Below are 23,068 nucleotides of genomic sequence, written 5' to 3'. Positions count from 1 at the left end.
TGCCTTGCGCGCCTGCTGTTAGCGGATAAAACGGGGGCGCTGAAAAGACAAAGAGAAAACATCACATGAGCACCGCCCTCGTCATTCTGGCCGCAGGCAAAGGCACCCGGATGAACTCCGACCTGCCCAAGGTTTTGCATCCCATTGCCCACGCCCCGATGCTGGAACATACGCTGTCCGCCGGTCGCGCGCTGGCCCCCGAGCGCACCATCGTGGTGGCCGGCCACGGCGCGGATTATGTACGGGCAGCCCTGGCCGATATCGACGAAGATGTCGAAATTGTCGTTCAGGAAGAACAGCTTGGCACAGCTCATGCCGTCGCGCAGGCGCGTGAGTCACTGACCGGTTTCGAGGGCGATATCGTCGTGCTTTATGGCGACACGCCCTTTGTCAGCGCCGAAACGCTGGAACATATGATCGCCGCACGGCAGAACGCCGATCTGGTGGTTCTGGGCTTCACCGCAGCTGATCCGGCACGCTATGGCCGCCTGGTCATGAATGGCGACAGCCTGGAACGTATTGTCGAATACAAGGACGCAACCGAAGCCGAGCGCGCGATTGATTTCTGCAATTCCGGGCTGATGGCCGGCAATGCGGCGCAGATGTTTGCGTTGATTGACCGTGTCGACAGCGCCAATGCCTCCGGCGAATATTATCTCACTGATCTTGTGGAACTGGCCTGCGCCGATGGGCTTCGGGTCACTGCGGTCTCCTGCGATGAGGCCGAGACCCTTGGCATCAATTCCCGCGCGGATCTGGCCGAAGCCGACCGCATTTTCCAGCGCCGTGCACGTGCCGCGCTGATGGAGGATGGCGTCACGCTGATGGATCCGGAGACGGTCTATCTGGCCTTTGACACCGTCATCGGCCGCGACACGATCATCGAGCCCAATGTGGTCTTCGGCCCCGATGTCACGGTCGAAAGCGGTGTCTTCATCCGATCATTCTCACATTTTGAGGGCTGCCATATCTCGCGCGGCTCCAAGGTCGGCCCCTATGCCCGCCTGCGCCCCGGTGCAGAGCTGGCAGAGAACACCCACATCGGCAATTTCGTTGAGATCAAGAATGCTGAAATTGCCGAGGGCGCCAAGGTCAACCACCTCAGCTACATCGGCGATGCCAGCGTTGGTGCCGGTACCAATATCGGCGCGGGAACGATCACCTGCAACTACGACGGCGTGATGAAACACCGGACCGAAATCGGAGCCGGTGCCTTTATCGGGTCCAACACCATGCTGGTGGCCCCGGTGCGCGTCGGCAATCAGGCCATGACCGCGACCGGAGCCGTGATCACGAAATCCGTCGAGGACGGCGCATTGGCCATTTCGCGCGCCGAGCAACAGAACAAACCTGGGCGGGCGCGCAAGCTGATGGACATGCTGCGCGCCAAGAAGGCCCGTCTTGGCAAAGGAGCCGAATAATGTGTGGCATCGTCGGCGTTCTTGGCAATCATGAAGCGGCCCCAATCCTGGTCAAGGCTCTCGAGCGGCTGGAGTACCGCGGCTATGACAGCGCCGGGATCGCCACCGTCAGTGACGGCGCGCTGGACCGCCGCCGTGCGGTGGGAAAGCTGGTGAACCTTTCCGATCTTCTTGTTCATGAACCGCTGCGAGGCAAATCCGGTATCGGCCATACCCGCTGGGCCACCCATGGGGCGCCGACGGTCAGCAACGCCCACCCGCATCGGGCCGGCAGGGTTGCCGTTGTCCACAATGGCATCATCGAGAACTTCAAAGAGCTGCGTGTGGAGCTGGGTCAGAAAGGCATCACCTTTGAGACCGAGACAGATACCGAAACCGTCGCCCTGCTCTGCGAGGCGCTGATCAGCGACGGCAAGTCCCCGGTCGAAGCGGCGCGCGAAACCGTGTCGCGTCTGGACGGAGCGTTTGCCCTAGCCTTCCTGTTTGAGGGCGAAGAGGATCTGATGATCGCCACCCGCAAGGGTTCGCCGCTTGCCATCGGCCATGGCGAGGGCGAAATGTTCGTCGGGTCGGACGCGATAGCGCTGGCTCCGTTCACCGACCAGATCACCTATCTGGAAGAAGGCGATTTTGCGGTACTGACGCGGACCAGCCTCGATATCTGGGACCAGCGCGGCGCCATCGCCAACCGCGAAAAACGCCAGATCCAGCTGGCAAATGCGCGCGTCGACAAGGACGGCCACAAGCATTTCATGGCCAAGGAAATCGCCGAACAGCCGGTTGCCATTGACCGCGCGCTGAAAGCCTATCTGAGCGAGGATGGCCAGCTGGCGCTGCCGTCCGAGCTGGACTTCACCAGGATCGAGCGGCTGACCATGGTGGCCTGTGGCACCGCCTATTATGCCTGTATGGTTGCGAAATACTGGTTCGAACAGATCGCCCGGATGCCGGTCGAAGTCGATGTTGCCTCTGAGTTCCGCTACCGCGAGCCGCCGGTGTCGGAGAAGACGATGGCGCTGTTTGTGTCACAATCGGGAGAGACCGCCGACACCCTGGCCGCCCTGCGCTACATGGACGGCAAGGCGCAGCAGATCGTGGGGCTGGTCAATGTTCCCGAAAGCTCCATCGCGCGGGAAAGCGATGTGCTTCTGCCGCTGCACGCTGGCCCGGAAATCTCTGTTGCCTCGACCAAGGCATTTACCTGCCAGCTGACCATCCTGCTGCTGCTCGCCCTGCGGGCGGCCCAACAGCGCGGCATCGCCCTGCCTGCCGGAATGCCCGACGATCTGCGCGCGCTGCCCGGTCTGATCAACCAGTCACTGACGGGCGCCAAGCAGATCACCGCTACGGCACGCGGGCTGGCGAAGGCACGGGATATCATCTTCCTCGGGCGGGGGCAGCTCTATCCGCTGGCGCTGGAAGGCGCGCTGAAGCTCAAGGAGCTGAGCTATATCCATGCCGAAGGCTACGCCAGCGGCGAGCTGAAACACGGCCCCATCGCGCTCATTGACGAGAAGGTGCCGGTGGTGGTTCTGGCGCCGCGTGATGCACTGTTCGACAAGACAGTGTCAAACATGCAGGAGGTCATGGCACGCGGGGGCAAGGTGATCCTGGTGACCGACACCGAAGGCGCCAAGATCGCCGGTGATGGCACCCATGAGGTGATCGTGATGCCGCAGGTGCCCGATGCGCTGGCCCCGATCCTCTATGCGGTGCCGGCGCAGCAGATCGCCTATTACACCGCAATCGCCAAGGGCACCGATGTGGACCAGCCCCGCAATCTCGCAAAATCGGTGACGGTGGAATGAGCGATCTGACACTGGAGGTGGCACTGGCCGCGCTGGAGAGCGCCGCCGAGCCTGCGCGCGCGGCTCAGATGGCCAGCTATCACAAGCAGAAGCGCGTTGTGCTGGGGGTTCCGAATCCCACCATCAACAGCCTGAGCCAGGAGTGGCGCAAGCAGCTGAGTTCGGGCGACGATGGGGTTGCCGCGCGCTGCGCGCTGGCGCAGGAGCTCTGGGCCAGCGATGTGTTCGAGGCGCGCATCGCGGCGGCAAAGCTGCTGACACAGGCGCGGATCAGGGACGACGCACCGGTCTGGGACCTACTGCAAAGCTGGCTGCCGGATTTTGACAGCTGGGCCATTGCAGACCACGCAGCCTCGGCCATCCAGAAACGCCTTCAGGCTGCGCCCGCACGTCTGGATATCGTCGAGGGCTGGACCGGCTCTGATCACATGTGGACCCGCCGGGCAGCCCTGGTTGCCACCCTGCCCTGGGCCAAGCTGCCCAACCCCAAAGCTGAAGAACTGGCCGCACGCGAGCGGATCCTCGGCTGGGCCGCTGGCTACGTGCCGGATCGCAACTGGTTCATTCAGAAATCCATCGCCTGGTGGCTGCGCGATCTGAGCAAACATGACGCTGACCGCACCCGCGCATTCCTTACCGAACATGGCGCAGCGATGAAGCCCTTTGCTCGCAAGGAAGCGGCCAAACATCTGCCTGCGGCCAGTCACGCCGACTGAACCGCGCAGGCAGGAATCTCGCAACAGCTGTTACCAACAAAATAGGCGCGCAGGAGATATCCTTCGCGCCATTTCTTTTTTTGGGGGGGCTCGCCGGAGGTGACAACCTCAGGGCCGATCAGGCGGCAGGCAGCACCTCAACTTCGACCAGCTCCGTCAGCGGCAGCCCAAGTGCGCGCATCGCATCAATCGAAAGCCGACTTCCGGCGCCGGTGTCTCCACCGATGGGACGCAGAGTCAGCGTGACCTCGGTGCCCCGAGGCGAGCGCACGCGCGCCACCTGCGCACTATCGACCAAAGGCGTATCCATCCACAGGCCGGGCTGCGAGGGATCCCCGAGGCTGGCCACGGTTGAGGCGCGCCCGGTATAGCCCGCAGCCGCGCCGACCGAGGCAACCGAACCGTTAGCAGCGTCCAGCGGTGTCTGTTCGACACCCGGCGCCAGCGGGACCGTAGCGGCCGTATCACTGACCGGATCACCAACCGGGCCAGAGGGCCTACCCCCACCCAGAACCGAGGAATTCCACTGCAACTGGCCACAGGCTCCAAGCAGCACGACAGACGACAGGATCAAAACAGAATAACGCATATCGCGACACTAGCTCCGCGCTCACGGCTTTGCCAGCGGCAATCCCGGGTTCGGCCAAACTCAGCCCTTGCCGCAAGCGCCGCCCCGCTTTACCTAAGAAGAATGACAGCGCCACTCATCGATCCCTTCGCCCGCGCCATTACGTATCTGCGCGTTTCGGTCACCGACCGCTGCGATTTTCGCTGCGTCTACTGCATGTCCGAAAACATGACCTTCCTGCCGAAGAAGGATCTTCTGACACTGGAAGAGTTGGATCGCATGTGTTCGACCTTCGTCAATCTTGGTGTTGAGAAACTGCGGATCACCGGTGGTGAGCCACTAGTGCGCCGGGGCATCATGACTTTCTTCCGCGCCATGACCCGGCATCTGGAAAGCGGGGCGTTGAAGGAGCTGACGCTGACCACCAATGGCTCGCAGCTGGAAAAATACGCGCAGGATCTTTATGACGCCGGTGTGCGGCGGGTGAATGTCTCGCTCGACACCATCGACGAGGCCAAATTTGCCGAGATCACCCGCTGGGGCCGCCTGCCCCAGGTGCTGCGCGGGATTGATGCGGCCCAGAAGGCCGGGCTGCGGATCAAGATCAACGCTGTTGCCCTGAAAGGCTTCAACGAGGACGAGCTGCCCGCCATCACCCGCTGGTGCGCCGAGCGCGATATGGATCTGACCTGGATCGAAGTCATGCCGATGGGCGATATCGGCAATGAAAACCGACTGGGTCAATATTGGTCGCTGAAAGACGTGCGCCGCGCCTATGAGGATCACTACAGCGTCACTGATCTGACCGAACGGACCGGCGGACCGGCGCGCTATGTCCGCCTGGAGGAGACCGGCCAGAAGATCGGATTTATCACGCCGCTGTCGCATAACTTCTGCGAAAGCTGCAACCGGGTGCGCCTGACCTGCACCGGTGAGCTATACATGTGCCTGGGGCAGGAAGACATGGCGGACCTGCGCGCGCCGCTACGGGATCACCCCGAGGATGATCAGGCGCTGGAAGCGGCCATACGGGCTGCGATCACGCTCAAGCCCAAGGGCCATGATTTCGACTATTCCCGGCAAAAACTGGACGGGCAGATGCCACGCCACATGAGCCATACCGGCGGCTGACATGGCCAGCCGCAGGACCAGCGCGCCGACGCTGCTGTTTCACCTCTACCGTGGCGTCACTTCGCTGCTGGCACCATTCGCGTTTCGCAAGGTGGCGGGCAAGCTCGCCGACCATGGCGTTTCTCCCACACGGCAGCGCGAACGTCTGGGCTATGCCAGCCAGCCGCGCCCGACCCCACGCGGACCGGACGGCAGGCCTGCGCCTCTGCTTTGGTTGCACGGGGCATCGGTCGGTGAAAGCCTCGCAGCGCTTAGCCTGATTGACAAACTGGCCCCACGGCTGCCCGGCGCGGAGTTTCTGCTGACCTCCGGCACCGCCAGCTCGGCTGAGATGATGGCCAAGCGTATGCCCGCCAACTGTCGCCACCAGTTCGCCCCGCTGGATGCCACCGCCCCGGTCGATCGGTTCCTGCGCCATTGGCAGCCCGATGCAGCTCTTTTTGTCGAAAGCGAGCTTTGGCCGGTAACGCTCCATGCCGCTGAACAGGCTGCTGTGCGGCTCGCGCTGGTCAATGCCCGCCTCTCGGCCCGGTCTGTGGCGCGGTGGAAATCGAAACCGGCCACCGCGGCGTTTGTGATGCAGAAGTTTGATCTGCTGCTCAGCCAGAACCCGCAGATGGGGGAAAGCCTGATCGAGCTGGGCGCCGCACCGGACAAAGTCCATCCCAGCGGCAACCTCAAGGCCGGTTCCGCTCCGCTGCCCGTCGATCAGGCGGCCCTTGATGCGGTCCGCGCAGAGCTTGGCGAGCGCCCGCTCTGGGTGGCCAGCTCCACGCACCGGGGCGAGGAAGAGACCGTGATCGCCGCGCATAAGGCGCTGCTGGCCGAGGACCCGGACATCTGCCTGCTGCTGGCCCCCCGCCACCCGGAACGAGCCGAGGACATCATCGCGCTGATCGAGCAGGCAGGCCTCAGCGTTGCGCGCCGTAGCGCCGGTCAGGCGCTGACAGCGGATACCCAGGTCTATCTTGCCGACACATTGGGCGAAGTCGGCACCTGGTATGCGCTGTCGCCCATCGTGTTTCTTGGTGGCTCCCTTGCGCCCATCGGCGGCCATAACCCCTTTGAGGTTGCACAGGCAGGCGCTGCCGTGATCACGGGTCCGGGATACTCCAACTTCGCCGAGACCTATCCGCCGTTGATCAGCGCGGGCGGCGCGGTCGAGGTCAATGATGCCAAGGGGCTAGCAGGTGCCGTAAGCCACTGGATGGATGATGATGCCGCCCTCAGCGCAGCGCGCGACGCGGCCCGGGGCGTGGTCGCGGCACAGGCGGCAGCGCTTGATGGCGTGGTTGATCTGCTGATCGACAATCTGGCGCTGTCGCCCGCCCGCCAGCCCCATTGAACGGGACCCGCAGATGGCCGATCTTCTTGTCACCAATTTCAATCGCAACTTCACCGGCGTCTCGGCAACCGCCGCCAATGTGATCCGTCAGCAGGCGGGCCGCTATGATATGGCGCTCGTCGGACGCCCCCTGCCCGGCTGCCCGGACCCCATCAGCATCGCCGCTGCCCGCGCGGCCTCACGCAGGCATCATCCCGCCAAACCCTTTGCCATCTGGCATGTGAGGCGCAACACCGAAATGCGTGCGGCGATCTGGGCACGCGACGTCCTGCGCCTGCCCATCCGCATTGTCTTCACCTCGGCGGCGCAGCGGCGCCACTCGGCCTTTCCCCGCTGGCTGATCTCGCGCATGGACGCTGTGATCGCAACCACCGAGGCCGCAGCGGCCTATGTCCCGCATGTCCGCGCGGTGGTGCCACATGGCGTCGATACAGATCTGTTCACACCGGCGGAAAACCGCAGTTCCGCCTGGGCCGCGCTGGGGTATGGAGGCCAGCAGGGGATTGCCACCATCGGGCGCATTCGCCCCGAGAAGGGCACCGATCTATTCGTGGACGCCATGCTGCGCCTGCTGCCGGATCACCCCGGTCTGGTGGCTCTGGTGGTCGGCCGCGCCGCGCGGGAGCATCAGGGCTTTCTGAAGGGGCTGCAGGCCCGGATTGCGGCGGCTGGCCTTGGCGATCGCATCCTCTTTCCCGGCGAAATTCCGGCTGGCGATCTGCCGCGTGTGATACGGGCGCTGTCCTTGGTGATGCAGCTGCCGCGCTATGAGGGCTATGGCATGGCTCCGCTGGAGGGGCTGGCAAGTGGCGTCCCCTTTGTCGGGTCAGACACGGGCTACTACCGCGCGTTCTCCGCACAGGGAACGGTTGGGACGGTGGTGCCGCTGGAAGCTGTCGAGGCAGCGGCGGCAGCGGCTGATCGCCTGCTGTCGACACCCGATCAGCTGCTGGATTTCGGGCGCGCCGGGCGTGACCTCGCGGTAACGACCTTCAGCGCAAGCGCCGAGGCCGATGGGATTGACGCGGTCTATCAGGACCTCTGGTCCGCAGGCTGATCCAGCTCCCCTCCCCGGCGAGAACGCAAATTGCCTGCCCCGATGGGACAGGCAAGCAGGTCACCGACTGGATGACGGGCTGATCAGGCAGCAGGCATGCGCTGCTCGACGATTTCGGCCCACCAGCTACAGCCCGCCGGGATCGCCTCATCGTTGAAGTTGTACTCCGGGTGGTGCACGGCGGCGGTATCGCCGTTGCCGACCAGAATATAGGCACCGGGGCGCTCTTCCAGCATGAAGGCAAAGTCTTCGCCCCCCATCACCAGCGGCGCGTCATCGCAGCTGCCGGAGATGTCGCGGGCCACTTTGGCTGCAAATTCGGTCTGTTCTTCATGATTGACCATCACCGGGTAGCCGCGGTGATAGGTCACCTCAGCCGTGCCGCCATAGGTCGCTGCCACACCGGCACAGATCTCTTTGATGCGCTTCTCCGCAAGATCCCGCATATCGCCCGACATCGTACGCACGGTGCCTTTGATCTGGACACTCTGCGGGATCACATTGAACGCCTTGGAGGAGGTTTCAAAGGAGGTTACGGACACAACGATCTGATGCACCGGGTCCGCATTGCGCGAGGCGATGGTTTGCAGCGCCAGCACCGCCTGCGCCGTCATCACGGTGGTGTCGATGGTTTCCTGCGGCTTTGCGGCATGGCCACCGCGCCCTTCAAAGGTGATGTCGAACTGGTCCGTCGCTGCAAAGAATGCACCCGGGCGGATCGCAAAGGATCCAACCGGCCGACCCGGCCAGTTGTGCATCCCATAGACCTCCTGGATATTCCAGCGATCCATCATGCCGTCGTCGCACATTTCCTTGCCGCCGCCGCCGCCTTCTTCGGCGGGCTGGAAGATCACCACGACAGTACCGTCGAAATTGCGGGTCTCAGACAGGTATTTGGCCGCCCCCAGCAGCATCGCAGTATGGCCGTCATGGCCACAGGCATGCATCGCGCCATCGGTTTTGGAGGCATAATCCAGACCGGTCTGCTCATGGATCGGCAGCGCGTCCATATCGGCGCGCAGACCGATGACCTTGCCGGAGCTGTCAGACTTGCCCCTGATCACGCCCACAACACCGGTCCGGCCAATGCCGGTGACAATCTCGTCGCAACCGAATTCTTTCAGCTTCTCAGCGACCAGAGCGCTGGTGCGATGGGTCTCGAACAGGATTTCGGGGTTTTCATGAATGTCACGGCGCCAGGCGGTGACTTCCTCTTGCAGTTCGGCAAAGCGGTTCTTCACAGGCATGATAATATCCTCTTTTTTGCTCAATGCGCCGACCGTCATGATCTGCGCCGTATTCGGGTAATTGGATCAGGGCGCAGCGCGCCTGCCCGTCAGGGCAGCGGCAGGCGCTGCTCAATCAGGGTGACAAACCAGCTGCATCCGCTGGGAATTGCGTCATCGTTGAAATCATAGGCCGGGTGATGCAGCCCAGCAGAGGGTCCATTGCCGACGCGGATCATCGCACCGGGGCGTTCCTCCAGCATAAAGGAGAAGTCCTCGCCCCCCATCGCCAGGGGCACCTCCGCGCAACGACCGGCCACAGCCACCGCAGCCGCATGGGCATGTTCGGTTGCGGCAGCGTCATTGATGGTCACCGGTACGCCGTTCACGAACTCCACCTCCGCCGAACCGCCAAAGCTCTGCGCGATACCGGCAGTCACCGCGCACAGCCGCTCCGGGATTTGCGCCCGCACGTCCGGAGAATGGGTGCGAATGGTGCCCTTTACCTCGGCCCGGTCGGGAATGACGTTATAGGCCTTCGATGACGTTTCTGCCGAGGTGACCGATAGAACTGCCTGCATCACCGGATCGACGTTCCGCGACACGATGGATTGCAGGGCGGTGATCAGCTGACACATCATCACCGTGGTATCGACGGTTTCCTGCGGTTTGGCAGCATGGCCGCCGCGCCCCTGAAGACGGATGATAAACTCGTCGACCGATGCCAGAATGGGGCCGGGCCGCAGCGCGAATTGGCCCAGCTCCAGCCCCGGCGAATTGTGGATGGCATAGACCTCGTCGATGCCGAAACGGTCCATCAGCCCATCCTTGCACATGGCCTCCGCACCGTTACCGCCCTCTTCTGCGGGCTGAAAGATCACCACCGCCGCACCATCGAAATTGCGCGTCTCCGCCAGATATTTCGCAGCCCCGAGCAACATCGCAGTATGACCGTCATGGCCGCAGGCGTGCATTGCCCCGTCGATCTTCGACGCGTGTGGCAGGCCGGTATCCTCCGCCATAGGAAGTGCATCCATATCGGCCCGCAGGCCGATCACGCGGCCCTGCGTGTCGCTGCGCCCCCGGATCACCCCGACAACCCCGGTCCTGCCAATACCGGTCACCACCTCGTCGCAGCCAAAGGTCCGCAGTTTCTCGGCAACCAGCGCGCTGGTGCGGTGCGTCTCATACAGGATTTCGGGGTGCTGGTGGATATCCAGACGCCAGGCGGTGATTTCAGCGTGCATTTCGGCAAAGCGGTTCTTCACGGGCATCGGATAATCCTCAGGCTGCGGGCAGACGTCGTTCGACCAGTTCGGCAAACCAGCTACATCCGAGCGGAATTGCCTCATCGTCGAAATCATAGGCCGGGTGGTGGCACATGGCGGTGTCGCCATTGCCGAGGAAGATATAGGCGCCCGGACGTTCTTCCAGCATATAGGCGAAATCTTCGGAGGGCATGATCGGGTCGGTGTCATCGCTGACCTTGGCCGCAACAGCGCGCGCGGCCTCAACCGCGTATCCGGTCTCAGCCTCGGTATTTACGGTGACCGGATAGCCCGGCGTCCAGACGACCTCGGCATGGGCGCCATAGGCAGAGGCGATATCCTCGGCAATGCGGCGCACACGGGTCTCGGCCTGACCGCGGCACTCCGTTTCCAGCGTCCGCACCGTCCCCTGCAGACGCGCGGTATGGGCAATGACATTAGAGGCGGTACTGTCTGTCTCAAATGTGCCAACGGTCAGCACCACACGTTTCAGCGGGTCGATATTGCGCGCCACGATAGACTGGAGCGAGACCACGATCTGTGCCGCGACCAGCGTGGTATCAATCGCCTCATGCGGGGTTGCTGCATGGCCGCCGACCCCAGTCACCCTGATCTCGAACTCATCGGAGGAGGCAAGCAGAGGCCCGGACCGGATGGCAAATTCGCCCACAGGGATCCCCGGAGCATTGTGCAGGCCATAGACTTCCTGAATGTTCCAGCGATCCATCATGCCATCGTCACACATCGCCTTGCCCCCGGCGCCGCCTTCTTCGGCGGGCTGGAAGATCAGCACAACCTTGCCGTCGAAATTGCGGGTCTCGGCCAGGTATTTGGCGGTGCCGAGCAGGATAGAGGTATGACCATCATGGCCACAGGCGTGCATTAGCCCCGGTGTCTGCGACGCATAGTCCAGCCCGGTCGCCTCGGTGATGGGAAGCGCGTCCATATCCGCGCGCAGGCCAATGACCCGGCCAGAGGTGTTCGCCTTGCCCTCGATCACAGCGACAACCCCGGTCCGGCCAATCCCGGTGGTGATGTCTGTGATGCCAAAGCTGCGTAGCTTTTCCTCGACGAAGGCCGCTGTCTTATGCACCTCATAGAGCAGCTCGGGCATCTGATGCAGGTGACGTCGCCAGCCGGTGATTTCGGCGTGCATTTCGGACAGGCGATTCTTGATCGGCATGGGTGTCTCCCTACACTTGATCCGTCGTTCCCCAACCGCACCGCTGGCTGATGCGCACTGAGCCTGCACCTCGGCGATGCGCGTTCAGTCAGGCAGTGCAGACCGGCGACAGCGCTAACCTCCGGGGTCTGCGGCCACTCTCTGCCAGAAAAGTTGCCTTATCAAGTATCGACGTGCAAGCAGATCTCCTTAGGCCGTGATCAGCCCAAACAGCTGCCGCCGACGCGCCGTTGTTCTGGGCTCAGGATGCCAGCCGGTCGACCAGCTGCTGCATGAAGTGGTGGCCAGCGTCGAACTGCGACACCTCGATATATTCATTGGGCTGATGGGCCTGGGCAATGTCACCCGGGCCACAGATCACGGCGGAATAGCCCGCCTCCTGAAACTGTCCGGCCTCGGTGCCATAGCTCACCACATGGGTGCCATTATCCCCGGTGAGCGAGCGCACCAGCGTCTCTGCCTCGCCCTCGACCTCGGGGACCAGCCCCGGAACGTTGAATTTCTTGCTGACGTCGATGCGGGTGTCGGGATGGATCGCCTGCATCTCCGCCTCAACCTCACGCACCCTGGCCAGATAGGCGGCCTCCCAGTCGGCGGCAGATTCGCCCGGCACCACGCGGAAATCCATCACGAAGCGACAGTCCTTTGCGGTGATATTATGCGCGGTTCCGCCGTTGATCATCCCGACATGACAGGTGGTAAAGGGAGGCGTGAACAGCGCTGCAACCTCATCCGGCGCCTTGGCCATATTCTCGGCATTGCGGGCATTGGCCCAGTCGATCAGCCGGGCGCCCTGCATGATGGCGCTGACACCGGTGTGCATGAGCGAGCTGTGCACCTCAAAACCCACCAGATGGGTGCTGTAGCCGATCCCGCCCTTGTGCCCGGTCACCGGTCGCATCACCGAAGGCTCACCAACGATGACACAGGATCCTTTTGGCAGGACCTCCTGCATCGCGACAATCATGGGCGGCGCGCCGGTGCATCCGACTTCTTCGTCAAAGCTGAGCGCCAGCTGCAAGGGCCGCGCGACGCCGCGATAATGGGCGGCCACCAGCGCCCAGATCGCCAGCGCGTCAAAGCCTTTCATATCGCAGGTGCCGCGCCCGTAATACTTGCCATCCCGCTCGACCACGGTGAAGGGATCGCTGTCCCAGGGCTGGCCTTCGATGGGCACCACATCCGTGTGCCCCGAGAGCACAACAGCCCCCTCGACCTCGGGGCCAACATGGGCAAAGACCGCCGCTTTATGCGGCTGCTCGGGATCGACCCAGCGATGCGTGGTGATGCCGTGGCTTGCCAGATAGCCCTCAACCCAATCCACCAGCGGCAGGTTGGTTTCGCTGCTGACAGTGGGAAAGGAGATCAGCTTGGTCATGATCTCCAGCGGGCTGAGCTGATCTGCCATACCCTTAGTAGCCGCTATCAGTTGTCAGAACGAAATGCCCCGGTTCCACCTCGATATATTGCGAGGGCTCCGGCTCGTAGTTCAGATCATGGATCGGCGATGGGATCGGTTTGAAATTCAGGTCCTTCTCCGATTTGCGCTGATTTGGATCGGCAATCGGCACCGCCTTCATCAAGGCCTGCGTATAGGCGTGCTGCGGGTTCTCAAAGACCCGCGCCCGCGGTCCCAGTTCCACGATACGGCCAAGGTACATCACACCGACCTGATGGCTGACCCGTTCGACCACCGCCATATCGTGACTGATGAACAAGAAGGACAGGCCCAATTCTGATTGCAGTTCCATCATCAGGTTAAGCACCTGCGCCTGTACCGACACATCCAGCGCCGAAACGGCCTCATCCGCGACGATCAGTTTCGGGTTGAGCGCAAGCGCGCGGGCGATGGCAATGCGCTGCCGCTGACCGCCGGACATTTCATGCGGATACCGGCGCATGAAGCTGCGCGGCAGATGCACCCTGTCGAACAGATTGGCGACGCGGTCCTGCAATTCGGAGCCGGAGGCAAGCCCATAGTTGCGCATCGGCTCCGCCACCTGATCCAGCAGCTGCATCTGCGGATTGAGCGAGGCAAAGGGATCCTGAAAAATCATCTGCATATCAAGGCGCGCCTTGTGCAGCTCCCGCGGGTTCAGACCCAGAATATCGCGCCCTTCAAATTCCACCGACCCGGACAGCGGCTCCACCAGCCGCAGGATCGACCGCCCGGCAGTGGACTTGCCGCAGCCGGATTCCCCGACCAGCGACAGCGTCTGCCCTTTGAACACCTTGAAGGAGACATCCTCCACCGCGTGAACATTGGCTATGGTGCGGCGCAGAACGCCGCCTTTTACCGGGAAGCGGGTCACCAGGTTGCGCACCTCCAGCAGCACCTCGTCGCTGCCCTTGATCGGCTTGATCTCCTGCTGTTCCACACCCATCAGCTTCATCGGCTCCGGGTAGTCCTTGCCGCGCATCTCGCCCAGTTTGGGAACGGCGGCCAGCAGCGCCTTTGTATAGTCGTGCTGCGGGTTCTCGAAGATTTCGGTGACGGTGCCTTCCTCGACCTTGTTGCCGCGATACATGACAACAACGCGATCCGCCATCTGCGCCACGACGGCCATGTCGTGGGTGATGAACATCACCGCAGTGCCGGTCTCGCGCTTCAGTCGGTCCATCAGCGCCAGGATCTCGGCCTGGATGGTCACATCAAGCGCGGTTGTCGGCTCATCCGCGATCAGCAGGCGCGGTTCGCAGGCCATGGCCATCGCAATCACGACCCGCTGGCGCATACCGCCAGACAGTTCGTGCGGATATTGTTTCAGGCGGCGCTCGGGTTCGGGGATCCGCACCTCACGCAGCAGTTCCAGCGCACGGGCCTCGGCCTGTTTCTTGTTGAGGTTCTTGTGGATCCGCAACCCTTCGGTCAGCTGACGGCCAACGGTGAACACCGGGTTGAGCGCGGTCATCGGCTCCTGAAAGATCATTCCGATCTCATTGCCGCGAATCTGTTTCATCAGCGCCTGATCGGTCTTGCCGAGGTCGACCTCCTCGCCGTCGCGACGGTCAAACAGCAGCTGCCCCGAAGTAATGTCGCCGCCGCCGAACTCGACCAGCCGCATCAGCGACAGCGAGGACACCGATTTGCCGGACCCGGATTCGCCAACGATGCAAACGGTTTCGCCGGGATTGATGTCAAAGGAGACATCCTTCACCCCCACAACCGGACCGTCCTTTGTCTGAAACTCCACCCGGAGTCCCTTAATTTGCGCGATTGGTTGATCCAGCACCGTGACGTCCCCTTCGTGTTCTTCTTTTTCGATGGCGTTAACAGAAATGTGTACGCACCTGCGTTGACCCCGTCAAACCCACCTCCTAACCCTGCGCGATTTTTTCTCCGACGGAAGTCTTGCAATTTGGCAGGAGTCTGTATTCGATACCTTCAGTGCAGCCACGCCTGCCTCCGGTTGCAAGCCATGATCGCGGTAACGTGATCGCAGCCAACGCCCGGCAGATAGCGCGTGCTCAAACGCACAGACCGCAGTGATGTGGCAAATCTCCGGGGCGCCAAAGCCCCGGTCATAAAGAAGGCACATACGTGTCCGACAAGGAGTGAATTATGAAAATCAAGACCCTTTTGCTGGGTGCAATTGCGTCAGCCGCGCTTGCTCCCGCAGCCTTTGCCGAACGGGGATCCGACGGCCAGGTTAACATTATTTATTGGCAAGCGCCCTCGATCCTGAACCCCTTCCTTTCGGGTGGCACCAAGGATGTGGAATCCGCCTCCCTCGTGATCGAGCCGCTGGCCCGCTACGACCCGCAAGGTGAGATGGTTCCCTACCTGGTTGAGGACATTCCCACCGTCGACAATGGCGGCGTGAGCGAAGACCTCACCTCGATCACCTGGAAAATCAAACCCGGTATCCTGTGGTCCGATGGCACGCCCTTCACCGCGAATGACGTGAAATTCACCGCCGAATACTGTATGCACCCCGAGGGCGGCTGCGCGCAGGTGACCAAATTCGAAGGAGTCACCAATGTCGAGGCCGTTGACGATCTGACCGTCAAGGTCACCTTCGACAAGCCGACCCCCTTCCCCTATGGCCCGTTTGTCGGCGGCGAAAGCCCGATCATTCAGGCGGCACAATTTGCCGAATGCCTGGGCGCCAAGGCACCTGAGTGTACTGAAGCGAACTTTGCCCCGATCGGCACCGGCCCGTTTGTCGTGGATGAGTTCAAGCCCAACGACGTGATCACCATGTCGGCCAACAACAACTACCGCGACCCGGCCAAGCCGGCCTTTGCCAAGCTCCTGTTCAAAGGGGGCGGCGACGCTACTGCTGCGGGCCGTGCGGTGATGGAAACCGGTGAATTCGACTACGCCTGGAACCTTCAGCTGGCGCCCGAAGTGGTCGCCCAGATGGAAGCCGGCGGCAAAGGCGTGCCAGTTGCTGGCTTCGGCCCGCTGGTCGAACGCATCATGCTGAACAACACCAACCCCGATCCGGCACTTGGCCCGGATGAGCGTTCGGTGATCCGCCCGCATCCGTTCCTCAGCGATCCTGCGGTCTACAAAGCCATGTCGATGGCCATCGACCGCCCGCTGCTGGTGGAAATCGGCTATGGCAAGGCTGGTAAGGTCACCTGTAACTGGGTGCCGGCACCTGCGGCCTTCAACTCCGACTCGATGACCTGTGACACTCAGGACATCGCAGGCGCAAACGCCATGCTGGACGAAGCAGGCTACAAGGACACCAATGGCGACGGCGTACGGGAAACCCCCGATGGCAAGCCGATGAAGATCCTGTATCAGACCTCGACCAACGCTGTGCGTCAGGACTTCCAGGCGCTGATCAAACAGTGGTGGAGCGAAATCGGCATCGAAACCGAGCTGCGCAACATCAACGCATCCGTCTTCTTCGGTGGTGATCCGGGTTCCCCCGACACCTTCCAGAAGTTCTATGCTGACGTCGAAATGTACGCCAACACCTTCAATGGCACCGATCCGCAGTCCTACCTGGGCAACGGTCTGTGCGACAAGGCACCGCGTCCCGAGACCCAGTGGCAGGGCGAGAACATCTCCCGCTTCTGTGACGAAGAGTTCGACAAGCTGCACGCAGAGTTGGCGCAGACCGCAGGTCTGGAAGCCCGCGCGGAAATCGCCAAGCGCCTGAACGACATCATTGTCGAAAAAGGTGGCATGATTCCGCTGGTGCACCGTGGTCGCCTCTCCGCGCGCTCCAACACCCTTGGCGGTGTGGATCTGAACGTCTGGGACAGCGAACTGTGGAACGCCGCTGACTGGCACCGCACCGAGTAAGCAGCGTCAAACGCCTGCAGAGGCCCCGGTTAACGCGCTGGGGCCTCTTGCCATTCACGTCCGAATGACGTCATTGCGTCGGCCAGAAATGGATCTCAGGCAAAAGACCGCCCAGTTCCACCCCATTCTTCCAATTGCAAAGGCGCCTACTGGATGCTGACCTTTACAATCAGACGCCTTGTCCTGTCGGTACCGACGCTTCTGTTCATCAGCCTGGTGATCTTCCTGCTGCTTGAACTTGCGCCCGGTGACCCGATGGCTCAGGTCCCTCTGACCGTCCCCCCCGAAGTCAAAGAAAAGATGCGCGAAGCGCTTGGCCTTGGCCAACCCGCGCATATCCGATTCTGGAAATGGATCGTGCAGTTCTTCTGGATCGAACCTCAGGTTCTGATCGATTATTATTTTGGCACCAGCTTCTCCGCAGGTGACCTGCGGGTGATCTCCTGGCAGACCCGCTCGCCGGTGATGGATATCGTCGTGCAGCGTATTCCCCAGACCCTGTGGGTCGTGGGCACCGCCTATCTGGTCGCCATCGCCATCGCCCTGCCCATCGGCATCTATTCGGCCTATCGCCAGTATAGCTGGTTCGATCAGGTCGGCACATTTGTGTCGATGGTGGGTTTCTCGGTGCCGCCCTTCTTCTCCGGCGTACTGGTGATTGTGATCTTCTCGGTCCAGCTGGGCTGGTTCCCCTCGATCTACGACACCACTCATGTCGTGAACAGTTGGGAGTCTTTTGTAAAGCAGCTGCAACAGATGATCATGCCGGTCATGGTGCTGGCGCTGCAAATCACCGCACAGCTGAGCCGGTTCATGCGGGCCTCGATGCTGGACAACCTCAATCAGGATTACGTCCGCACCGCCCGCGCCAAGGGCCTCAGCGAATATGTGGTCGTCATGGTCCATGTTCTGCGCAACTCGATGATCCCGGTCGTGACCGTGATCGCGCTGGGGATTCCGTCGATCTTCGGTGGCGCCATCATCACCGAACAGGTGTTCAAGGTGAACGGCATCGGCCAGCTGCTGATCGGCGCGATCGAGGCCAACGACCTGCCGATGGTGCAGACGCTGACCTTCATCTTTGCCGTGCTGATCGTGCTGTTCAACCTGATTGCCGACGTGCTCTATGGCATTCTAGACCCGAGGATCCGCTATGACTGATAAGGACCGTCTGGTGCCCGACGAAGGGATTGTGCCCGCCTCGACCGCGCTGCCTGCGGCGGGCGTGATCGAAGAACTGGACCAACCACCCCGCAGCCAGTGGCTGGATGTGTGGGATCAGTTCAAGTCACACAAGGGCGCCATGCTTGGCGGGGCATTGTTCCTGCTGATCGTACTGGCCGTCTATCTCGGCCCGTTTTTCTGGGACATTGATGCCACCCGCATTGATATCCGTGCCCGCAACCAGAGCCCAAGCTGGGCGCATCCTTTTGGCACGGATCAGCTGGGGCGTGACATGCTGGCCCGGATGATGGCAGGCGGCGCGACCTCGGTCTCCGTTGGCCTGACCGCGATGCTTCTGGCGCTGTTCCTCGGCTCATTGGTTGGCGTTCTCGCAGGGTTCTTCAAACGTCTCGACGGACCGCTGATGCGCCTGACCGATCTGTTCCTGGCGCTGCCGCTGTTGCCGCTGCTGCTGGTGATGATGCTGTTGTTCCGCGAGCCGCTGAATGCCGCCTTCGGCCCGGAACAGGGGATCTTTATCCTGATCGTGGCCTCGATCGGCATCACCAGCTGGATGCCCACCGCGCGGATCGTGCGTGGCGATGTGCTGGCGATCAAGGAACGGGAATTCGTTCTTGCGGCCCGCTCCATCGGCACCACCAACAGCAAGCTGATTTCGCGGCACATCCTGCCCAACGTGCTGTCACCGATCATGGTTTCGGCCACTCTGGGGATTGCAACCGCGATCATCACCGAATCCGCCCTGTCCTTCCTCGGCCTGGGCTTCCCGCCTGATTTCCCGACATGGGGGCGTCTGCTCTATGATGCGACGGACTATCTCCAGCAATACCCGGAGCGGGTGTTCTGGCCCGGTATGGCGATCTCGCTCACCGTGCTGAGCGTGAACTACCTCGGCGACGGTCTGCGCGACGCCTTGGATCCACGGATCCGCGGGCGCTGACCATACCAGAGATGTGAGGGCAGAACGGCTCAACACATTCAAATAAAAACATATCAACCGGCCACTTCTCCCAGGTGGCCGGTTTGTTTTTGCCCGCAGCGGCAGGGCTGGGACACATAGCCTGCGAAGGGCACCTAGCAGAGAACATCATTCTGCCGGATGCCGCGCCAACTTGGTGCCATAGGGTTGCTCAGATCACAAAAACCGGCCATTTCGGGAAAATATTCCAAACGTGACGAATCCGCTCGCAACGATGGAGACCGCATATGTTCGAGACACTTGGCTTTGAAGACACCACCGCGCGGGCGGTTTCGGTACTGTTTGCACTCTCTGTCGGTGTCCTGTTCGGCGGGCTGGCGCAATTGACCCGCTTCTGTTTCCGCCGCGCTGTTGTCGGCGCGGATCGCCGTCAGGCCGCAGGCGTCTGGACAATGGCGCTGGCCGTTGCTGTTCTGGGCACGCAGGCCGCCGTGGCGCAGGGCTGGATCAGCTTTGCCGAGCACCGCCTGATGGTCGCGGATCTGCCGATTGCTGCGGTGGTAGTGGGCGGCCTTATGTTCGGGGCCGGCATGGTGCTGACCCGTGGCTGCGTCTCGCGCCTGATGGTTCTGACCGGCAGCGGCAACCTGCGGGCGCTGGTTGTGATCGTGACCTTTTCAATTGTCGCCCACGCCACGCTCAAAGGCGTGCTGGCACCGCTGCGCAGCTGGATCGGCGGCGTCACGGTGCCGATTGGGGATTTCGCCTCTCTCACCGCACTGCCCGGCGGCGCGCTGACGGGCGCCGGGCTGATCGTTGCGGCCGCTCTTGTCATCGCTCTGCGCTCGGGCAATCATCCTCTGATGCTGGCCGGCGGGGCCGCCATCGGCGCGCTGGTGCCGCTGGCCTGGGTCGGCACCGGCTATGTGCTGTATGATGAATTTGACCCCATCGCCATGGAGAGCCTCTCCTTCACCGCGCCTTCGGCGGAAACACTATTCTACACGCTGGCGTCCAGCGCCGTGCCTGCGGGCTTCGGGACCGGGCTGGTGGGCGGCGTGCTGATTGGCGCGCTGGTCGCTGCCCTGCTGAGCGGTCGCTTCCAGTGGCAGAGCTTTGAAAGCCCGCGGCAGACCGGCCGCTACCTCACTGGCGCGGTGCTGATGGGGATTGGCGGTGTACTGGCTGGCGGCTGCACAGTCGGGGCCGGTCTCGCCGGTATCCCAACCCTCAGCCTAGCAGCTGTTCTGGCACTGCTGTCGATTGGCGCAGGCGGTTTGGCGGCAGACGCCCTGCTCAATGCAGCCGCTTCCGGATCTGCCGCACCGCGAGCCAGACCAGCAGCACAACCGGCAGAGTAAGTGCTGCCGTCATCATCCCCTTGCTGAGGTCCAGCACCGCCGCGAGGGGATAGAGCGCATAAGACGCCAGCGACACAGCGTAATAGCTGATCGCCACCACTGACAGCCCTTCCACCGTATGTTGCAGCCGCAGCGCCATATCGGCGCGGCGGTCCATGCTTTCCAGCAGGGCCTGGTTCTGGGCACTGCGTTCCACATCGACACGGGTTCGCAGCAGCTCCCCGGCGCGACGCGCCCGGTCTGCCAGCGTAGCGAGCCGCCCTTCGGTTGACTTCACCGTGCGCATCGCCGGTTCAAATCGGCGCAGCATGAACTCGGCAAAGGTCTGATACCCTTCAAAACGGGTCTCGCGCAGCAGGGCGATCCGTTGGTTGACCAGCGCATCATAGGCCCCCGTCGCACCAAAGCGGAACGCTGCCTGCGTCGCCATCGCCTCCAGCTCAGCCGAGACCGTGAGCAGCTGCGCAAGGGTCTGTTCCGCCGGCATGCGATCCCCGGTCATCTCGGCCATCATCTCGCTCAGATGGGTGTCGAGCGCGCCAATCGTCGGACTCAACCCGCGCGCCCGCGAAAACCCGAGCATCGACATCGCCCGATAGGTCTCAATCTCGCAAAGGCGCTGCACCACCCGGCCGATCCGCTGGGCGCCGGTTTCCCGGTTCGGGAAAACCGCAAACCGCATATGCCCAGCCGGATCAATGCGGAAATCCCCCGCCACCACGCAGCTGTCGTCCAGCACTCGGGCCACGGCGAGGCTTTCCGGCACAAACCAATCGGTCAGAGCCGCCCGAACGTCAGAGGTTTCGCCACGAGGCAAGACCCGCAGCATGATCGAAGTGATGCGCTGACCCGGAGCCTCCGCCAGCCAGTCCGACGGGAAGACATCAAAATCCGCAGGATCATACGGGCGGGCGCTGATACCGTCGAAATACAGGGTGTAGGACACAAATTCAGTATGCTGTTCCCATTTGAGCGTATGGCGGCCCAGCTGCACCGAATGATGGGTCGCCCCCGGCGTCGGGTGGGCGACACCGTGACGGTCCAAGAGATCGACCAGATGCGCAAGGTCCCGGCTGCGATCCCGATGCACGGCCTCCTGCGGCTGCTTGATCGCCAGGTAGATCACCGTCGAGGGGTTGCTCATCGTCGGGAACGGGCGGGCGTGCAGCTCATTGGCCAGCTGGTAGCGCAGCGGGTGGTCTTGGATCGGCGGCATCTATGGTCTCCCTGAGCAGCAGGCCACAGGTTAGCCGAGGTGGAGCAACCTGTAAAGAATTACGTTTTTTCAATGCCTTAACTGGATACAACCGTATACAATTATGGGACAACCCTCAACTCTCGCCGACATTATGCCGCCTCGAACACCTCAATCGCCGCATTCAAACCATTGATGGCCGCAGGCATGCCGCCATAGACCGCCATCTGCCAGATGACCTCCAGAATCTCGCCTTCACTTGCCCCTGCGGCGAGGGTGTTGGCGATATTCACCTTGAGCTGCGGCGCGGTCTGACCACCAAGCGCAGTCAACGCTGCAACCGTACAGAGCTGCCGTGTCCGCAGGTCCAGCCCCGCGCGTGCGTAGTGGCGCCCATAGGCCCATTCCACCAGGCTCTCCGACATTCCCGGCAGATGGGCGTCATAGCGCTCTGCCAGGATATTCTCCAACTCCGGGTTCAATTCGGCCAACAGATTACGGCCCTTGGTCACTGCGTCAGACATCTGCGCTTTCCTTCTCCAGCTCGTGGTAGATCGCAACCTTGCGATCCATCAGGGCAAGCGTGTCATGAAGCTGCTCCAGCTGCTGGCGGATCACCTCGCGGTGGGCCTCCAGCATTGCGCGGCGTTCGGCCAGGGTTTCGCGCCCCCGCGCCCGCAACCGCGCATAGCGGACCCGATCCGCCTGTTTCATTCCGGTGGCGTTCAGCTGCCCCAGAAAGCGGATCCAGCCGAGGATTTCGCGATCATAGACCCGCCGTCCGGCGGCATCCCGCGCCGGCGGATCAATCAACCCGATCTTCTCGTAAAAGCGCAGGGTATCCACGCTCAGCCCCGTGGCCATCGCCACCTCTGAAATCTTCATGCACATCTCTCTTGCTGCCCACCCCTCATGGGTGAGTCGGGACACCCTAGCGGTTGGAGTACACTCCAGCTCAAGCGGTATCTGCGGCGCGTCCAATCGGCTGCCAGAGTTCTATCGGATTGCCCTCCGGGTCATGCAACCGCGCGAAATAGCCGATCTCGCCGTCCCACTCCGGCCGGGTCTCAACAGCAATTTCGGCGGCAGTCAGCTGGGCGATCATCGCGGCCAGATCCGTCACCCGGAAATTGATCATCCACTGTTTGCTGGTATCTCCGAAATAATCGGTATCCTCGGCAAATGGAGCAAAGACGGTATAGCCGCCGCCCTGCATCCAGGGGGTTCCGCCGACGGGGTCAATCCCCAGATGGTCATTGTACCACCGGCTCAGCGCTTCGGGGTCTTTGGCGCGGAAAAACACGCCACCTATGCCTTGGGCCTTTTCCATATCATCCTCCTCGGCTGGCGAATGATACCACAGGATCACGAAAAAAGAGCGCCCCGGCAGGAGCGCTCTTTCGGTATGTGCAGCGATAAGCC

20 protein-coding genes are annotated in these 23,068 nt (G+C 62.2%); 10 read left to right on the top strand and 10 right to left on the bottom strand.

The window, feature by feature from the left end:
- The first annotated feature begins 65 nt into the window (after positions 1 to 65).
- The 3 genes from glmU to VWY34_RS09340 are packed head-to-tail and all read left to right on the top strand — an operon-like array spanning position 66 to position 3,945.
- The gene (gene glmU, locus VWY34_RS09350) at positions 66 to 1,421 is read left to right on the top strand and encodes a bifunctional UDP-N-acetylglucosamine diphosphorylase/glucosamine-1-phosphate N-acetyltransferase GlmU (RefSeq protein WP_416545418.1); all 1,356 of its coding nucleotides are present in this window, start codon (positions 66 to 68) and stop codon (positions 1,419 to 1,421) included.
- Complete coding sequence (gene glmS / locus VWY34_RS09345; protein WP_340545102.1) at positions 1,421 to 3,229, top strand: glutamine--fructose-6-phosphate transaminase (isomerizing); 1,809 nt, start codon at positions 1,421 to 1,423, stop codon at positions 3,227 to 3,229. The genes glmU and glmS overlap by 1 nt, the downstream gene beginning before the upstream one ends.
- A complete protein-coding gene (locus VWY34_RS09340) occupies positions 3,226 to 3,945 on the top strand; it encodes a DNA alkylation repair protein (RefSeq protein WP_416539231.1) in 720 nt (239 codons plus the stop codon). The genes glmS and VWY34_RS09340 overlap by 4 nt, the downstream gene beginning before the upstream one ends.
- Before the next feature lie 118 nt (positions 3,946 to 4,063).
- On the opposite strand, the gene VWY34_RS09335 is transcribed toward VWY34_RS09340, so the two are convergent.
- Positions 4,064 to 4,534 (bottom strand): hypothetical protein, encoded by a 471-nt coding sequence (locus tag VWY34_RS09335; RefSeq protein WP_340545100.1) that lies wholly within the window; start codon positions 4,532 to 4,534, stop codon positions 4,064 to 4,066.
- A 102-nt stretch (positions 4,535 to 4,636) separates the two neighbouring features.
- On the opposite strand from VWY34_RS09335, the gene moaA reads away from it, so the two are divergent.
- From moaA to VWY34_RS09320, 3 genes are read left to right on the top strand one after another with little or no spacing between them, the layout of a single operon-like run.
- Positions 4,637 to 5,644 carry a GTP 3',8-cyclase MoaA gene (gene moaA, locus VWY34_RS09330; RefSeq protein WP_416545416.1) on the top strand — a complete coding sequence of 336 codons (1,008 nt, stop codon included), beginning with the start codon at positions 4,637 to 4,639 and terminating at the stop codon, positions 5,642 to 5,644.
- Position 5,645: 1 nt separating this feature from the next.
- Positions 5,646 to 6,989: a 3-deoxy-D-manno-octulosonic acid transferase gene (locus VWY34_RS09325; RefSeq protein WP_416545414.1), complete on the top strand. Its 1,344-nt coding sequence runs from the start codon at positions 5,646 to 5,648 to the stop codon at positions 6,987 to 6,989.
- 13 nt (positions 6,990 to 7,002) lie between these two features.
- Positions 7,003 to 8,046 carry a glycosyltransferase family 4 protein gene (locus tag VWY34_RS09320; RefSeq protein ID WP_416545412.1) on the top strand — a complete coding sequence of 348 codons (1,044 nt, stop codon included), beginning with the start codon at positions 7,003 to 7,005 and terminating at the stop codon, positions 8,044 to 8,046.
- 83 nt (positions 8,047 to 8,129) lie between these two features.
- Here VWY34_RS09320 and VWY34_RS09315 read toward each other — a convergent pair whose 3' ends face one another.
- The 5 genes from VWY34_RS09315 to VWY34_RS09295 form a co-directional block, all read right to left on the bottom strand.
- On the bottom strand, positions 8,130 to 9,293 hold the full coding sequence (locus VWY34_RS09315; protein WP_416545410.1) for a M20 aminoacylase family protein: 1,164 nt from the start codon (positions 9,291 to 9,293) through the stop codon (positions 8,130 to 8,132).
- Positions 9,294 to 9,382: 89 nt separating this feature from the next.
- The gene (locus tag VWY34_RS09310; RefSeq protein WP_416558543.1) at positions 9,383 to 10,546 is read right to left on the bottom strand and encodes a M20 aminoacylase family protein; all 1,164 of its coding nucleotides are present in this window, start codon (positions 10,544 to 10,546) and stop codon (positions 9,383 to 9,385) included.
- Positions 10,547 to 10,556: 10 nt separating this feature from the next.
- Positions 10,557 to 11,723 (bottom strand): M20 aminoacylase family protein, encoded by a 1,167-nt coding sequence (locus VWY34_RS09305; protein WP_416545406.1) that lies wholly within the window; start codon positions 11,721 to 11,723, stop codon positions 10,557 to 10,559.
- Between the two features lie 241 nt (positions 11,724 to 11,964).
- Positions 11,965 to 13,131 carry an acetylornithine deacetylase gene (gene argE / locus VWY34_RS09300; protein WP_416545404.1) on the bottom strand — a complete coding sequence of 389 codons (1,167 nt, stop codon included), beginning with the start codon at positions 13,129 to 13,131 and terminating at the stop codon, positions 11,965 to 11,967.
- A gap of 4 nt (positions 13,132 to 13,135) precedes the next feature.
- Complete coding sequence (locus VWY34_RS09295) at positions 13,136 to 14,956, bottom strand: ABC transporter ATP-binding protein (protein WP_340545092.1); 1,821 nt, start codon at positions 14,954 to 14,956, stop codon at positions 13,136 to 13,138.
- Positions 14,957 to 15,285: 329 nt separating this feature from the next.
- Here VWY34_RS09295 and VWY34_RS09290 point away from each other — a divergent pair, with 329 nt between their 5' ends.
- The 4 genes from VWY34_RS09290 (at position 15,286) to VWY34_RS09275 (ending at position 20,451) form a co-directional block, all read left to right on the top strand.
- On the top strand, positions 15,286 to 16,986 hold the full coding sequence (locus tag VWY34_RS09290; protein ID WP_416536791.1) for a peptide ABC transporter substrate-binding protein: 1,701 nt from the start codon (positions 15,286 to 15,288) through the stop codon (positions 16,984 to 16,986).
- A 153-nt stretch (positions 16,987 to 17,139) separates the two neighbouring features.
- The gene (locus tag VWY34_RS09285) at positions 17,140 to 18,147 is read left to right on the top strand and encodes an ABC transporter permease (RefSeq protein ID WP_416536790.1); all 1,008 of its coding nucleotides are present in this window, start codon (positions 17,140 to 17,142) and stop codon (positions 18,145 to 18,147) included.
- Positions 18,140 to 19,111, top strand: coding sequence for an ABC transporter permease (locus VWY34_RS09280; RefSeq protein WP_416536789.1), 972 nt, complete (start codon positions 18,140 to 18,142; stop codon positions 19,109 to 19,111). Before VWY34_RS09285 ends, VWY34_RS09280 begins: the two co-directional genes overlap by 8 nt.
- A 266-nt stretch (positions 19,112 to 19,377) precedes the next feature.
- A complete protein-coding gene (locus VWY34_RS09275) occupies positions 19,378 to 20,451 on the top strand; it encodes a YeeE/YedE family protein (RefSeq protein WP_416545402.1) in 1,074 nt (357 codons plus the stop codon).
- On the opposite strand, the gene VWY34_RS09270 is transcribed toward VWY34_RS09275, so the two are convergent.
- From VWY34_RS09270 to VWY34_RS09255, 4 genes are all read right to left on the bottom strand, one after another.
- On the bottom strand, positions 20,387 to 21,667 hold the full coding sequence (locus tag VWY34_RS09270) for a DUF3422 family protein (protein WP_416545400.1): 1,281 nt from the start codon (positions 21,665 to 21,667) through the stop codon (positions 20,387 to 20,389). The genes VWY34_RS09275 and VWY34_RS09270 overlap by 65 nt on opposite strands.
- 131 nt (positions 21,668 to 21,798) lie before the next feature.
- A complete protein-coding gene (locus VWY34_RS09265) occupies positions 21,799 to 22,170 on the bottom strand; it encodes a carboxymuconolactone decarboxylase family protein (RefSeq protein WP_416539221.1) in 372 nt (123 codons plus the stop codon).
- Positions 22,163 to 22,531, bottom strand: a complete 369-nt coding sequence (locus VWY34_RS09260) for a MerR family transcriptional regulator (protein ID WP_416539220.1) — start codon at positions 22,529 to 22,531, stop codon at positions 22,163 to 22,165. The genes VWY34_RS09265 and VWY34_RS09260 overlap by 8 nt, the downstream gene beginning before the upstream one ends.
- 70 nt (positions 22,532 to 22,601) lie before the next feature.
- A complete protein-coding gene (locus tag VWY34_RS09255) occupies positions 22,602 to 22,976 on the bottom strand; it encodes a VOC family protein (protein WP_416545398.1) in 375 nt (124 codons plus the stop codon).
- Positions 22,977 to 23,068 lie beyond the last annotated feature (92 nt).

It is taken from the genome of Phaeobacter sp. JH20_02, assembly GCF_048056915.1.
GTDB lineage: Bacteria > Pseudomonadota > Alphaproteobacteria > Rhodobacterales > Rhodobacteraceae > Phaeobacter > Phaeobacter bryozoorum.
The sequence above is the reverse complement of the archived record's forward strand: the minus strand, read 5'-3'. Positions and strand labels throughout refer to the sequence as shown.